11 protein-coding genes and 1 pseudogene are annotated in these 15,014 nt (G+C 62.7%); 5 read left to right on the top strand and 7 right to left on the bottom strand.

All coding sequences use genetic code 11. The features are described from left to right. Positions 1–106 precede the first annotated feature (106 nt). Entirely contained in the window at positions 107–1,324 is a 1,218-nt protein-coding gene (locus tag GCU53_RS11490; protein ID WP_152387736.1) for an aldose 1-epimerase family protein, read from the bottom strand. A gap of 54 nt (positions 1,325–1,378) precedes the next feature. Continuing rightward, the gene (locus tag GCU53_RS11485; protein ID WP_152387735.1) at positions 1,379–3,109 is read right to left on the bottom strand and encodes a glycoside hydrolase family 13 protein; all 1,731 of its coding nucleotides are present in this window, start codon (positions 3,107–3,109) and stop codon (positions 1,379–1,381) included. 748 nt (positions 3,110–3,857) lie between these two features. Here GCU53_RS11485 and mgtA point away from each other — a divergent pair. Then, positions 3,858–6,446, top strand: a pseudogene (gene mgtA, locus GCU53_RS11480) (magnesium-translocating P-type ATPase); the annotation flags it as partial. A gap of 32 nt (positions 6,447–6,478) precedes the next feature. On the opposite strand, the gene GCU53_RS11475 reads toward mgtA, so the two are convergent. Continuing rightward, complete coding sequence (locus tag GCU53_RS11475; protein WP_152387733.1) at positions 6,479–7,513, bottom strand: IS630 family transposase; 1,035 nt, start codon at positions 7,511–7,513, stop codon at positions 6,479–6,481. Between the two features lie 313 nt (positions 7,514–7,826). Here GCU53_RS11475 and GCU53_RS11470 point away from each other — a divergent pair, with 313 nt between their 5' ends. The 3 genes from GCU53_RS11470 (at position 7,827) to GCU53_RS11460 (ending at position 10,965) form a co-directional block, all read left to right on the top strand. Continuing rightward, positions 7,827–8,438: a helix-turn-helix transcriptional regulator gene (locus GCU53_RS11470; RefSeq protein ID WP_152387732.1), complete on the top strand. Its 612-nt coding sequence runs from the start codon at positions 7,827–7,829 to the stop codon at positions 8,436–8,438. A gap of 348 nt (positions 8,439–8,786) precedes the next feature. After that, positions 8,787–9,767: an IS5 family transposase gene (locus GCU53_RS11465; protein WP_152386229.1), complete on the top strand. Its 981-nt coding sequence runs from the start codon at positions 8,787–8,789 to the stop codon at positions 9,765–9,767. Positions 9,768–9,984: 217 nt separating this feature from the next. Further along, a complete protein-coding gene (locus tag GCU53_RS11460; protein WP_152385958.1) occupies positions 9,985–10,965 on the top strand; it encodes an IS5 family transposase in 981 nt (326 codons plus the stop codon). Between the two features lie 132 nt (positions 10,966–11,097). On the opposite strand, the gene GCU53_RS26535 is transcribed toward GCU53_RS11460, so the two are convergent. From GCU53_RS26535 to GCU53_RS11440, 4 genes are all read right to left on the bottom strand, one after another. Next, the gene (locus GCU53_RS26535; protein ID WP_152387731.1) at positions 11,098–11,511 is read right to left on the bottom strand and encodes a hemolysin E; all 414 of its coding nucleotides are present in this window, start codon (positions 11,509–11,511) and stop codon (positions 11,098–11,100) included. A gap of 115 nt (positions 11,512–11,626) precedes the next feature. Continuing rightward, positions 11,627–12,124, bottom strand: coding sequence for a hemolysin E (locus tag GCU53_RS26530; protein WP_208845481.1), 498 nt, complete (start codon positions 12,122–12,124; stop codon positions 11,627–11,629). 300 nt (positions 12,125–12,424) lie between these two features. Then, positions 12,425–13,405 (bottom strand): IS5 family transposase, encoded by a 981-nt coding sequence (locus tag GCU53_RS11445; protein WP_152385958.1) that lies wholly within the window; start codon positions 13,403–13,405, stop codon positions 12,425–12,427. A 494-nt stretch (positions 13,406–13,899) separates the two neighbouring features. Further along, positions 13,900–14,457 carry an AAA family ATPase gene (locus GCU53_RS11440; RefSeq protein ID WP_152387730.1) on the bottom strand — a complete coding sequence of 186 codons (558 nt, stop codon included), beginning with the start codon at positions 14,455–14,457 and terminating at the stop codon, positions 13,900–13,902. A 279-nt stretch (positions 14,458–14,736) separates the two neighbouring features. Here GCU53_RS11440 and GCU53_RS11435 point away from each other — a divergent pair, with 279 nt between their 5' ends. Continuing rightward, positions 14,737–14,955 carry an HP1242/YdcH family protein gene (locus tag GCU53_RS11435; RefSeq protein WP_152387729.1) on the top strand — a complete coding sequence of 73 codons (219 nt, stop codon included), beginning with the start codon at positions 14,737–14,739 and terminating at the stop codon, positions 14,953–14,955. Positions 14,956–15,014 lie beyond the last annotated feature (59 nt).

Below are 15,014 nucleotides of genomic sequence, written 5' to 3'. Positions count from 1 at the left end.
CAGCAGCGCCGATCTTTGGAGGTCCCGCCCCGTTAGGCGCACATTCGTCGGCGATGCCCTGGGGGCTACCGCCGATCGCCGACGAAGCCGCTCCTGCGGCAGGGCCTCACGGCTCCTTGGTCAGATCGACCAGCGGTGCTTCGCGCACCTCGGTCGGCCGGCCGGCCTGGACCTCGTTGACCCGCTGCACGGCCTGGTCCACCGCGGCCTTGTCGGCGAGCAGGGCGAAGCCGACCCGGAACCGGCGCTGCTCCTTCGGGCCGATGCTCGGCACCAGGCCGAGCGGGCGCTGGAAGCGGCGGTTGTAGGAGAAGCTGGTGCCCGGCTCGAGGCCGGTGACGTAGCCTTGCCCGGCAGTGTCGGTGTTCTTCCACAGGGAGAATACCGGCAGCTGCTGGACGTTGTAGTCGACCCGCACGCCGCGGTCGCCGGCCCGGTTGTGCAGCACGGCCAGGGTGTCGCCCTTGGCGTCGCCGTAGGGCACCAGGTTGTAGACGGTCTCGTCGTAGTCCTTGGTCGGGCCGCGGTAGGTCTGCCAGTCGGCGAGGTCGCCGCGGGCCTTGGCGTTGAACGGCGAGACCTGCTTGACCGGGGCGACGAGGCGCGCGCCCTGCTCGAGCAGCGGGGTGCCGAAGTTGTTGTGGTAGAGCGCCTGGTATTCCTTGGGATAGTCGCCGTTGTTGGTCAGGGTGTCGTCGATGACGAAGCCCGTGGCGCCCGGCGTGGTGCTCAGCTCGGTGGCGACGCTGAAGTCGACCTTCTTGAACGCCTGCTCCTTCAGCTCGCCCCTGAGGCGGATGGCGTACGGCGGCTGCTCGTCGATGCTCAGCACCACCCGGGTGGCCGGAATGTTCGCCGCCCGGCCGTGCAGGGTGAGCAGCTCGCCGTTGTCCATGCCAGGGTGGCCGACCCACTCGTAGCCGCAGCGGGTGACCAGCTCGTTGAAGCCCTCGAGCCAGCCGAGGCCGCCGCGGCCGTTCTGCTCGATGAATGCCGGGTTGACCACATCCTTGACCGGCGAGTCCCAGCCCATGCGGACGTCGCCGGCCACTGCGCGCAGCACGTTCATGCCGCGGGTCGGCACCACGGTGATGGTCATGGCGCCGGTATCGATGTCGATCAGGCTGACGCCCTCCTGGAGTCCGCCGTGCAGGGTGCGCAGGCTGACCGAGAACGGCTTGTCGGTCTTGATGCCCAGCTGCTGGCTGTCGATCTTCCAGTTCTGCGCCGGCTTGTCGGTATCGAGCAGGACATAGTCCCGGGCCAGGGCAGAGGTGGTGCCGACGATAGCGGCGAGGCCGATGAGGCAGGAAAGCTTGTTCATGATGACCCTTCTTTTCTTGTTGTGGGGCAGCCGCGAAGCTGCCCCGGATTGCGATTACGTCCGTTTCAGCCAGACCGCAGTATTACCCGGCAGCTTGCCCGCCTCCGACAGCGCTTCGCTGGACAGCAGCACCTGGCTGCCTTCCGGCAGCGCTGCGGCCTGTGTTCCCATGTTGATCAGCACGCGCAGGTCGCCATTGTCGAAGGCCAGCACGTCCTTGCCGGCGTCGACCCACTGCAGCTTGCCGTCGCCCAGCTTGTGGTCATGGCGCAGCTCCAGGATCCTGCGATACAGGTTCAGTGTGGAATCGGCGGCGCCTTCCTGGCGGTCCACGGCATAGCGCGCATAGGAGGCCGGCTGCGGCAGCCAGGTCTTGTCGCCCGGGCCGAAGCCGAAGGACGGGGCGTCCGCCTTCCAGGGCAGCGGCACGCGGCAGCCGTCGCGGCCGACTTCCTCGCCCTTGGTGCGCAGGAACATGGGGTCCTGACGGTACTTGCCTTCCATGGTGGTGTGCTCGGGCAGGCCCAGTTCCTCGCCCTGGTAGATGTAGGTCGAACCGGGCAGGGCCAGGGTCAGCATGGCCAGGGCACGGGCCCGGCGCAGGCCCAGCGCCTCGTCCGGCTGCGGGGTATTGGGGCCGATGCCGTTGCCGGGCAGGGCATGGGCGCCCAGTTCCTTCAGGCCGTAGCGCGAAGGGGCGCGCACGGTGTCGTGGTTGGAGGTCACCCAGGTGGTCGGTGCGCCCACCGTAGCGGTCAGGGCCATCGAGCTGTTGATGATGTCCTTGAAGGCACCTGCCTCCCACTTGGTCATCAGGTATTCGAAATTGAACGCCTGGTCCATCTCGTCGGAGCGGATGTAGTGGGTCAGCCGCTCGCGCGGGCTGACCCAGGCCTCGGCCACCATGATGCGCTTGCCGGGGTACTGGTCGAGAACCTTGCGCCAGGAGCGGTAGATCTCGTGCACACCGTCCTGATCCCACATGGGGCCGACCAGCGCGCCGGCGTTCTCCCGGCCTTCCTCGATCGGCAGATCGGCCAAGCCCTTCTCCTTGATCAGGCCATGCGCCACGTCGACGCGGAAGCCGTCCACGCCGCGGTCCAGCCAGAAGCGCAGCACCTTCTCGAACTCGGCGCGCACCTCCGGATTGTCCCAGTTCAGGTCGGGCTGCTTGCTGTCGAACAGGTGCAGGTACCACTGCTTCTCGCCCGGCACCCGGTCCCAGGCGGCCTTGCCGAACACGCTCGGCCAGTTGTTGGGCGGCAGCTCGCCGTTCTCGCCCCGGCCGTCGCGGAAGATGTAGCGGGCACGCTCGGGGCTGCCGGGCTTGGACTTCAGCGCAGCCTGGAACCAGGCGTGCTCGTCGGAGGTGTGGTTGGGCACCAGGTCGACGATCACCTTCATGCCGCGGGCATGGGCCTCCTTCAGCAGGCGCTCGAACTCCTCGGTGCTGCCGAACATCGGATCGACCACCCGGTAGTCGGCCACATCGTAGCCGGCGTCGGCCTGGGGCGATTTGTAGAAGGGCGACAGCCAGAGCGCGTCCACGCCCAGCTTGTCCAGGTAGGGCAGCCGCGAGATGACGCCCGACATGTCGCCGATGCCGTTGCCGTCGCCATCGGCGAAGGAGCGCGGATAGATCTGGTAGATCACCGAGTTGCGGGCCCAGTTCTCGTCGCTCTGGACGGTCGTGGCATCGGCGGCGTAGGCGCTGCCATAGAGGGAGGACAGGGACAGGGCGACAGCAGTCGCAAGTGTGGTGGCTAGGAACTTTCGACGAAACATACAAGCTTCCTGTTCTTGGGATTGTTGGTAGGTAGGGCGTGTTTCTTGGCGTAGTGCGTGGCTGCCTTCAGGGCCGCCGGCATTGGGGCCGGAGGTCGCCCGAACGAGGCGGCCGGGCACGGCGAATGAAAGCACCGGAAGGCGCGTCGCCGCCTTCGCCGGCATGGGGGCGAAGAGGATTCAGGGAGCAAGGGGCTGGGATATCGCCTGCGGGCGCGGGCACCTGGATGACTGCAACCATGGGACACCTTGTTCTGGAGACAACGCTGTCTTGGTGGGCCGCAGGCCCGGGCGCGTCGTCGCCGTCTTGTTGTTCTTGTCGTCTGCCGGGGCTGGGCCGGCAAGGGGCCCCCTGTCGGGGTATCGCTACCTTAATAGGGGGATTCTCGTTTGACAAGACACCTGCAATTTTAAGGTTTTTCACCGGAGTTCTTTTCAGGTAAAACGATTCATCAAGATAAAAACAGATATTGGCACGTTCGGGTCGGCAGCCGTGCGGATCGCGCCGGTCGGCCGCCGGTGGCCGAGCGCGAAAAAGGCTCGCCGCAGGCCGTCCCGTGTGGCCGGGGAACGCGACCGCGCGCCTCGTACCGGGCGACTGCCGTGCTGGCTACGCTGTAGGGGCATGCCGGCTTTCGCCGGTACGGGGGAAGCATGAGCACTTCCGACGACATGGATTCGTCCGCCGGTGTTCTCGGCAGCGGTTTTTCGCGCTGGCTGAACCTCCGTCGCGCGTTGCGCGCGCCGCAGGGCAAGCGCCCGGCGGAACCCGGCGGAACCCGGCGAGCCCTGGTGGAGCTGGACGCCGGCGCAGGCCTTCGCTGCCCTGGACAGCCGCCCCGAGGGTCTCTCCGGCGCCGCCGCAGCCACCCGTCAAGGCGCCGGCAGGACGCCAGAGCAGGACCGCTCCCGGGGCCTGCCGCGAATCTTCCTCGAACAGCTGCGCAGCCCGCTGGTGCTGATCCTGATCTTCGCCAGCGTGGTCTCGCTGGTGGTCCACGACTGGCTGGACGCGGGCATCGTGCTGGCCATCGTGCTGGTCGGCGCGCTGCTCGGCACCTGGCAGGAATACCGCGCCTCCAGCGCCCTGGAGCAGCTGCGCCGGCGCGTGGCGATCACCGCCCGGGTGCGCCGCGACGGCGTGCCGGTCGAGATCCCGGCCGGCGAGGTGGTGCCGGGCGACGTGATCGAGCTGTCCGCCGGCAGCCTGATTCCCGCCGACGGGCTGGTGCTGGAAGCCCGCGACTGCTTCGCCAGTCAGGGTCTTTTGACCGGCGAGACCTTCCCGGTGGAGAAGCAGCCGGGCCTCGCCGAGCCCCTGGCCAGCCTCGTCGAGCGGAGCAACTGCCTGTTCATGGGCAGCTCGCTGCGCAGCGGCACGGCGACCCTGCTGGCAGTGCGCACCGGTGCCGACAGCGAGTACGGGCAGATCGCCCGCAGCCTGAGCCTGCGCCCGCCGGAAACCGAGTTCGAGCGCGGCCTGCGCCACTTCGGCGCGCTGCTGCTCAAGGTGATGCTGCTGATGGTAGTCGGCGTGCTGGCGGCGAACATCCTGCTCGGGCGGCCCACGGTGGACACCCTGCTGTTCGCCATCGCCCTGGCGGTCGGCCTGTCCCCCGAGCTGCTGCCGGCGATCCTCGGCATCACCCTGGCCCAGGGCGCACAGCGCATGGCCCGGCGCGGGGTGATCGTGCGCCATCTGAACGCCATCGAGAACCTCGGCGCCATGGACGTGCTGTGCACCGACAAGACCGGCACCCTGACCCGCGGGGTGGTGCAGCTCGACGGCGCGCTGGCCCCCGACGGCACGCCCTCGGACCGCTGCCTGCTGCTCGCCTGCCTCAACGCCAGCCTGCAGACCGGGCTGGCCAATTCCCTGGACGCCGCGCTGGTCGCCACGGCGCAGGAGCAGGGCCTGGATCTCGGCGCCTTTCGCAAGCTCGACGAGATCCCCTACGACTTCGTGCGCAAGCGCCTCGCGCTGGTCGTCGAGAGCGCCGACAGGGAGGCGCTGATGATCGTCAAGGGCGCGCTGGACAAGGTGCTGGAGCGCTGCACGCGGATCGGCGAGGGCGAGGCGGCGGCGCCGCTGGACGAGGCGACGCTGGCCGACATCCGCGAGCGCTACGCGCAGTGGAGCGCCCAGGGCTACCGGGTGCTCGGCCTGGCCAGCCGGCGGCTGGCGCGCCAGGCGCGCTACGCCGAGAGCGACGAGCGCGAACTGGCCTTCGCCGGCTTCCTGCTGTTCTTCGACCCGCCCGAGCCCGGCGTGCGCGACACCCTGCAGGCACTCGGCTGGCTCGGCGTGGCGGTGAAGATCATCAGCGGCGACAACCGCCTGGTCACCCGCCACGTCGCCGAGGCGGTCGGCATTTCGGCCGAGCGGGTGATCACCGGCGGCGAGCTGCTGCAGATGAAGGACGAGGCGCTGCTCAACCTGGCGCCGCAGGTGGCGCTGTTCGCCGAGGTCGACCCCAACCAGAAGGAGCGGATCATCCTCGCCCTGCAGAAGACCGGCCACGTGGTCGGCTTTCTCGGCGACGGCATCAACGACGCGCCGGCGCTGCACGCGGCGGACGTCGGCGTCTCGGTGGACCAGGCGGTGGACGTGGCCAGGGAGGCGGCCGACTTCGTCCTCCTGCGCCACGACCTGGACCTGCTGCGCCAGGGCATCGACGAGGGCCGCCACACCTTCGCCAACACCCTCAAGTACATTTTCATCACCACCAGCGCCAACTTCGGCAACATGATCAGCATGGCCCTGGCCTCGCTGTTTTTGCCCTTCCTGCCGCTGTTGGCCAAGCAGATCCTGCTCAACAACTTCCTCTCCGACATCCCGGCCATGGGCATCGCCGGCGACAACGTCGACCGCGAATGGGAGCGCACCCCGCACCACTGGGACCTCCGCGAGGTGCGCAACTTCATGCTGGTGTTCGGCCTGGTCAGCTCGGCCTTCGACCTGCTGACCTTCGGCGTGCTGTTCCACTTCGTCGGCGAGCGGCCCGAGCTGTTCCGCAGCGGCTGGTTCGTCGAGTCGCTGCTCACCGAACTGGCGATCATCTTCGTGGTACGCACCTACAAACCCTTCTACCGCAGCCGCCCCGGCCGCCTGCTGCTGGCCAGCACCCTGGCGGTGATGCTGCTCACCGTGCTTTTGCCCTACACCCCGGCCGGCACCTGGTTCGACCTCGTCCCCCTGCCGCCCGCGCTGCTGGCGACCATCGTGCTGATCACCCTGCTCTATGCGGCGGCCTCGGAGGCGGTGAAGCGGCGGTTCTATGCGGCGGCGAGAAGGCCGAGGAGTGCGGCGCGGAGGTATCGGGGAGGAGTGGGGTAGGGCTCGAGTTACTAGCCTTTTTTAAAGTAATGTCATGCTGCTGCATATCGGCAGTCCGGGTGGCGAAAAAACGACTTCACCAACTCCGGCAACTTCTGGATTCTACGCAGCGCACCCAGTGCCAACCTCTTCATCTCTTCCCGGTTCTGCACAAGACGCCTGGACACACTGCGCTTGACGTGCCCCCAGACCTGCTCGTCCGGGTTCAACTGCGGCGAGTACGGCGGCAGATAGAAGAGTTTCAGGCGCCCCGCCTGTTCTTCGACGAACGCCCTGACCAGCCGGGCCTTGTGCACCGGATGGCCATCGACGATCACGAAGACCGGCTGCTCGGCACCGATCAGCAGGCGCTTGAGAAACTCGCGGAACACGCTGGCCGTCACCGTCCCGTCGTGCAGCATGAAGCGGAACTCGCCGCGCGTCCCGACCGCCGACAGCATGTTCACCGAGAAGCGTCGGCCGGTCACCTCGACCACCGGCGTTTCCCCCTGCGGTGCCCAGGTCGTGCCGGCATGGTAGTCGGAGCGCAGGCCCGACTCGTCCGCGAAGTAGATCCTTGCCCCCGCTGCACGGGCCTCGGCCCGAATCGCCGGCCAGGTCTCGTTTTCCCACTGGCGCACCAGCGCCGCATCCTGCTGCCAGGCGCGATGCAAGGGTTTCTGCGCGGTGAAGCCGAGCAGCTTCATGATCCGGCTCACGGCGGACAGCGACAGCGTCTTGCCGAACTGGCGGCGGATCAATTCGGCGATCAGCGACAAGGTCCACAGGCCGAACTCGAAACGGTATTGCAGCGGCGAGTGGTCCCGAACGGCCTGTGCCAGCCAGCGCATTTCCTCGGCACTGATCCTGGGGGGACGTCCGGGAACCGGCTTGGCGAGCAGGGCGTTCTGTCCGCCATTGGCGAAGTCGGACAGCCAGCGAAAGACGCTGCGGATATTGACGCCGAAAGCGGCCGCCACGCTTTGGACGGTCTGCCCTTCGCGAACGGCCTTGATCGCCTGCTGACGCATGACCTGAAGGGAATGGTGGTCGATTGCTCGACCGTCGGAGTTTCGTTTGCATTTCATCGGAGTATTATCCCTCAATATGACAATACTTTCGATAAAATTAGTAAACGAGGGATGTTTCAGCGAAATGGCCGTGATTGGTTCCAGGCCGGTGCGAGCAGATTCGATCAGAATTGAAAAATGGCCGGTTTTCCAGCTACATAATGTGCGGTCATTTGCCGAACAGTAATTTGACAGTATTCGCACAAGCTACATCAAATTCCAATTGATTATCCTGAGGCTCGGGAGGAGATAATTTACCTGACCGAATTCTTGGCAGTTCTCTTTGTTCTATTCGAGTTTGTTGTATTTGACAAGGTAAATGGTATGTTCAATGGCTATAATTAAAAGCAATCGGGAAGAAATTGCCAATATTGCAGATATGTTGCCAGACGTAGTGTTCATGGTAAGCACTGGTGGTCGCATAACCTATGCCAGTGCCGCTTGCGAGGGTGTTTTTGGCTATAGGCCAGAGGAGATGGTCGATAATTTCATCATCGATTTTGTCGTGCCGACGGAGCGCGACAGGACCCTGAAAGAGGCCAGTCGGGTCATGACTGGTGGGCAGCGGGTCGGTTTTGAGAATCGCTACCTCCATAAAGGCGGCCGCGAAGTCCATGTGATGTGGTCCGCACGATGGCTGGAGACGGAGCGACTGCGTGTCGGGGTTGCTCGCGATATTACTGAGTTGAGGCTCGGGCAGATGTTGAACCGCGGTTTGCAGCTGGCCTCCGTTCCTTTGGCGCCATACGAGCGTAAAGTACTGCAGCTGCTCTTGACCGAGGCCACGGAAAAACAAATCGCCGAGCGTCTGGGGCTGGCCGTTTCCACCACTCACTCATATGTCACCAGCATATTCCGGAAGTTTGGTGTACGGGGACGGGCAGGACTGATGAGCTTGTGGTTGAGTCAGCGTTCAGGCGTGAACCTGCCCGTCCAGCGCTGAATGACAGTTGATCCATGGGGCTCACTCAAAGACGGCGGCGGCAAGATCTGAGTGCAACACCTTGGGAGACTCCGAACAGGCAAGCCGTTCTCAGCCAATCGCCGGTCGAATCTGCTTTCAGCCCGGCTACGGCCGGGATGATGCCCGCAGAAACCAGGGCAAAGCCCTGGTTTCTGGATACACCCCTGGGTTTGCCCGGGCGGAAACGGATCAAGCGGGGCATTGCCGGATCGGTGCCGACTTGTCCGGAGTTTCCTTGAGCCCGATCAGGCCACGTGTTTAAGGAAATCCTGAAAAAGACTTCCCGATTCTGGTGAAATACACCCGCTCCCTTGTCCGAGTTTCCCGATGAAGCAACTGTCCTTCGCCGATGCCGAGTATGCCGGCAAGCGCAAGCAGACCCGCCGCGAGCGCTTCCTGCTCGAGATGGACCAGGTGGTGCCGTGGCAGGGGCTGATCGCCCTGATCGAGCCCTACTATCCCAAGGGCGAAGGCGGTCGGCCCGCCTACCCGCTGGCAGCCATGCTGCGCGTGCACCTGATGCAGAACTGGTTCGGCTACAGCGATCCGGCGATGGAGGAAGCGCTGTACGAAACCACTCTCCTGCGCCAGTTCGCCGGCCTGAGCCTGGAGCGCATCCCGGACGAAACGACCCTCCTCAACTTCCGTCGCCTGCTGGAGAAGCACGAACTGGCCGGGGGAATACTGGAGGTGATCAACGGCTATCTGGGCGAGCGCGGACTGTCGCTGCGCCAGAGCACCATTGTCGACGCCACCCTGATCCATGCGCCGAGCTCGACGAAGAACAAGGACGGCAAGCGCGACCCGGAAATGCACTCGACGAAGAAGGGCAACCAGTACTACTTCGGCGCAAAAGCTCACATTGGTGCCGACGCTGAGTCGGGTCTGGTGCACAGCGTGGTGGTCACGGCAGCCAACGTGGCAGATGTCACCCAAGTCGACCAACTGCTGCATGGCGAGGAAAACGTAGTGAGTGCCGATGCGGGCTATACCGGCGTAGAGAAGCGCCCCGAGCATGAAGGTCGGCAGGTCATCTGGCAGGTCGCGGCCCGGCGCAGTACCTACAAGAAGCATGGCAAGCGTAGCGCCTTATACAAAGCGATCCGCAAGATCGAGAAGGCCAAGGCCCAGGTACGAGCCAAGGTCGAACATCCGTTCCGCGTGATCAAGCGCCAGTTTGGCTACACCAAGGTGCGCTTCCGGGGATTGGCCAAAAACACGTCACAGTTGGTGACGCTGTTCGCCTTGTCGAATCTGTGGATGGCGCGCCGATATTTACTGGCGAATGCAGGAGAGGTGCGCCTGTAATGCGGGAAACGGTTGCTGCGACGTGCTTGCGGCAGCTAAAAAACGCAGAAACGAGCGGGTGATCTGATCGTTTTTGATCGATTCTCCGCTTTCAAAGTCGGCGGGGGGCTGAAGTCAGCCAGAAATACATGACTACTTCAGACCATCCTTAAGGAAATCCTGAAAAAGACTTCCCGATTCTGGTGAAATACACCCGCTCCCTTGTCCGAGTTTCCCGATGAAGCAACTGTCCTTCGCCGATGCCGAGTATGCCGGCAAGCGCAAGCAGACCCGCCGCGAGCGCTTCCTGCTCGAGATGGACCAGGTGGTGCCGTGGCAGGGGCTGATCGCCCTGATCGAGCCCTACTATCCCAAGGGCGAAGGCGGTCGGCCCGCCTACCCGCTGGCAGCCATGCTGCGCGTGCACCTGATGCAGAACTGGTTCGGCTACAGCGATCCGGCGATGGAGGAAGCGCTGTACGAAACCACTCTCCTGCGCCAGTTCGCCGGCCTGAGCCTGGAGCGCATCCCGGACGAAACGACCCTCCTCAACTTCCGTCGCCTGCTGGAGAAGCACGAACTGGCCGGGGGAATACTGGAGGTGATCAACGGCTATCTGGGCGAGCGCGGACTGTCGCTGCGCCAGGGCACCATTGTCGACGCCACCCTGATCCATGCGCCGAGCTCGACGAAGAACAAGGACGGCAAGCGCGACCCGGAAATGCACTCGACGAAGAAGGGCAACCAGTACTACTTCGGCGCAAAAGCTCACATTGGTGCCGACGCTGAGTCGGGTCTGGTGCACAGCGTGGTGGTCACGGCAGCCAACGTGGCAGATGTCACCCAAGTCGACCAACTGCTGCATGGCGAGGAAAACGTAGTGAGTGCCGATGCGGGCTATACCGGCGTAGAGAAGCGCCCCGAGCATGAAGGTCGGCAGGTCATCTGGCAGGTCGCGGCCCGGCGCAGTACCTACAAGAAGCATGGCAAGCGTAGCGCCTTATACAAAGCGATCCGCAAGATCGAGAAGGCCAAGGCCCAGGTACGAGCCAAGGTCGAACATCCGTTCCGCGTGATCAAGCGCCAGTTTGGCTACACCAAGGTGCGCTTCCGGGGATTGGCCAAAAACACGTCACAGTTGGTGACGCTGTTCGCCTTGTCGAATCTGTGGATGGCGCGCCGATATTTACTGGCGAATGCAGGAGAGGTGCGCCTGTAATGCGGGAAACGGTTGCTGCGACGTGCTCGCGGCAGCTAAAAAACGCAGAAACGAGCGGGTGATCTGATCGTTTTTGATCGATTCTCCGCTTTCAAAGTCGGCGGGGGGCTGAAGTCAGCCAGAAATACATGACTACTTCAGACCATCCTTAAGCGCGAAGCCCCTTGCACCATGCCGCTCGATGTACATCGAGCACTGGTCGATCAACTTCCCTGCGGACTCTTTCAACAGATTAAGCATGAGGTCGTCATATTCGACATACAGACTGGTCGTTTCCGTCTGGCTCTTCATGTCGCCGATGATGCCAATCTCTTCCTGAAGTTTGGTTTTTGCACCATCAATGTCATCGGAGGCTTTCGAGACAATACCCTCGTTTGTCCTGAAATGCTCTTTCACCTCCTCGAACTTCTTTTTCAACTCGGGAATCAGCTTTCCTTCCAGGACGCTAGCGGCGATGCTGTAGCTTATGAGGAGGCCGAACGGACCAAGCACCAGGCCTACAGCTGCGCCACCATAAGCTTGGTTGCGGAGCTTATCGACCTGCATGTCGTATTAATCCGGCAATACAATAGGGCACTTTCTGTATTTTGGTTTCTCCTTGAAAATCAAGGATATATGCCGATACTGGTATGAGCCTTATTTGTGCTTTCGTATTGCCGGATTAATAGTAATTGCTTCCTTCCACGAAATCGTTGTTCAGCTGGGTGCGCAGGGATGAGATATGACCAGAGGCATCGTTGAAGCTCTTGGAGCTGGCATGGAGCGAGGCCTGTGCTACTGTCATCTTGTCAATGCCGTCATTAAGCACCTTGAGCAGGATGCTTTTCTGAGCCTTCGCCTTTTCCTCGTTATAATTTTCGAACAACTGCAAATATGCTGTGAGCAGTTGGGAGGCCACGCTAGACCACTCGAATACCGACTGTGTCGCCTTGAAGTATTCATCGCGGCTATTCAGCAGCAAGGTCTTGACTTGGGCGACAATTTCCCCGGCCGCGTTCGAATAGTCCTTCTCGTATTTCGTCAGATTGTCTACGGTTTCCTCGAAAGTCTTCCACGGAATCAATTGGTCGAGAATCTTGTTATACAGATCAAGCGCCTTGTCGCCTGCCTCAAGTCCATCCTTTACTATTTCCACTACGGCTTGTGCTTCGGCTACCACTTTCGACCCCTTGGCTTGTTCTTGAAGGAAGACTGTTGCCTGTCGGCTTGATATCGAGCCCGGGGAAACCTTGAAAGTCCCCCTTTGCCCAAATACACTTTGAAAGCCGCATCATTTCCGAGATGTAATGCACGAATGCAGCATCTTTTTAAGGATGGTCTGAAGTAGTCATGTATTTCTGGCTGACTTCAGCCCCCCGCCGACTTTGAAAGCGGAGAATCGATCAAAAACGATCAGATCACCCGCTCGTTTCTGCGTTTTTTAGCTGCCGCGAGCACGTCGCAGCAACCGTTTCCCGCATTACAGGCGCACCTCTCCTGCATTCGCCAGTAAATATCGGCGCGCCATCCACAGATTCGACAAGGCGAACAGCGTCACCAACTGTGACGTGTTTTTGGCCAATCCCCGGAAGCGCACCTTGGTGTAGCCAAACTGGCGCTTGATCACGCGGAACGGATGTTCGACCTTGGCTCGTACCTGGGCCTTGGCCTTCTCGATCTTGCGGATCGCTTTGTATAAGGCGCTACGCTTGCCATGCTTCTTGTAGGTACTGCGCCGGGCCGCGACCTGCCAGATGACCTGCCGACCTTCATGCTCGGGGCGCTTCTCTACGCCGGTATAGCCCGCATCGGCACTCACTACGTTTTCCTCGCCATGCAGCAGTTGGTCGACTTGGGTGACATCTGCCACGTTGGCTGCCGTGACCACCACGCTGTGCACCAGACCCGACTCAGCGTCGGCACCAATGTGAGCTTTTGCGCCGAAGTAGTACTGGTTGCCCTTCTTCGTCGAGTGCATTTCCGGGTCGCGCTTGCCGTCCTTGTTCTTCGTCGAGCTCGGCGCATGGATCAGGGTGGCGTCGACAATGGTGCCCTGGCGCAGCGACAGTCCGCGCTCGCCCAGATAGCCGTTGATCACCTCCAGTATTCCCCCGGCCAGTTCGTGCTTCTCCAGCAGGCGACGGAAGTTGAGGAGGGTCGTTTCGTCCGGGATGCGCTCCAGGCTCAGGCCGGCGAACTGGCGCAGGAGAGTGGTTTCGTACAGCGCTTCCTCCATCGCCGGATCGCTGTAGCCGAACCAGTTCTGCATCAGGTGCACGCGCAGCATGGCTGCCAGCGGGTAGGCGGGCCGACCGCCTTCGCCCTTGGGATAGTAGGGCTCGATCAGGGCGATCAGCCCCTGCCACGGCACCACCTGGTCCATCTCGAGCAGGAAGCGCTCGCGGCGGGTCTGCTTGCGCTTGCCGGCATACTCGGCATCGGCGAAGGACAGTTGCTTCATCGGGAAACTCGGACAAGGGAGCGGGTGTATTTCACCAGAATCGGGAAGTCTTTTTCAGGATTTCCTTAATGGCTGGCATCACGGTGCCATTAATCAATGCCACCAGATCAAGCCGGATATTATTGAAAATGCCAGGCCCGCCATACCCTGCTAATCAGCAGGGTGATATCGAATGCCGTCACGCCCTCCGCGCAGTTATCAAGTAGGCATGAGGGAGAACGTAGAATTCGCCATCATCATGAGCAAAGTGCCGGTTTTCCCTCATATGGGTGAATGTCTAGTTGCTGAGGACAATTTGAAGTGGGCCTGACTTTTGATCCTGTTCTGCTCGCCAAGGGCGGAGGTGCAGGTTTGTGTGTCAATACAAGTTTGTTTTCCACCCTGAAGAGCATGTGACGAGGTGTTTTCCCTTATTACGGGCGTACCACCAGCAGAGGTTCTCGCACTTCCCCAGGTTCGACAGGACAAGCAGCGTCACCAACTGTGCGGTAGCCCTACAGGCAGCCAACCGCCCCAATCACCCGCCGCACCGCCTCGTCCTCATCCGCCCCCGTCACATCCACCTGCAGATCGCAGCGCGCCCTGAGCTCAGTCATGACCACGCCGCGGAACACCGGGTCCAGGCTCTGGATGTCGGCGACGCTCATTTCCCCGCGGGTGCCCAGGCGGCGGATGCGTTCGTCCTCGTCCAGGGTGAGCAGCACCGAGACGTCCGGGCGCGGCAGGGCCGGGAGCAGGGCGTCGAAGTCGGCTTCGACGCCGCGGGCCTTTGCGTAGGCGAGGGTGGAGGCCAGGAAGCGGTCCATCACCACGGTCTGGCCGGCGTCCGCCGCGGCCCGCGCCCTGGCGCCCTCGGCGGCGGCGATGGCGAGGTAGAACAGGGCGTGGGCGATCCCGGTGTCGCCCAGCATGGCGTGGATCTGCTCGCGCAGCGGCTTCACCGCCGGTCCGGGCATGCTCATGGCGATTCCGCCGAGTGCGGCGGCCAGGTTGCGGACCAGGGTCGTCTTGCCTACGCCGTCCAGGGATTCGATGACGATGAACCGGGCCATGATGGAGTTCCTGTCGGAGGGCCTGTCATCAGCATAAGCGGTCGGGCACGAACGGGGCCGGCGTTCGTTCGTTGTCTAGGTGCGCTCCCGCATCCTCCAGGCGGCCTGACGCCGGTCAAGGGCGGCCGCGATTCCGGGTGTCAGGATGTAACCGAGACCTGCATCCAGGGTCTCGCCGGTACTGCAGCGTCCGGGCCGGGCAGCGCGTCTGGCCGTGCTCCGACGGATAGTCCGCGCACTTGCCGTGGTATCCCAACAGTTGTGAATCCAGGAGTTTCCATGTTTCCCGAGTACCGCGATCTGATCTCCCGCCTGAAGACCGAAGATGCGCATTTCGCACGCCTGTTCAACGCGCACAACGAGCTGGACCAGCGCATCAAGAACATGGAGGCGCACATCGAGCCGGGCACGCCGGTGGAAATCGAAAACCTGAAGAAGGAGAAGCTGGGCCTGAAGGATCAGCTGTATGGGATCCTCAAGGGCGCAGCAACGGTATAACGCCCCCGTCAGCTCCCCGCCGTTCGGTGGGGAGCGATTTCGTCCCGCCTCCCGGGGCA

The sequence above is a fragment of the Azotobacter salinestris genome (assembly GCF_009363155.1).
Taxonomy (GTDB): domain Bacteria; phylum Pseudomonadota; class Gammaproteobacteria; order Pseudomonadales; family Pseudomonadaceae; genus Azotobacter; species Azotobacter salinestris.
This window is presented reverse-complemented; position numbering and strand designations above follow the sequence as displayed.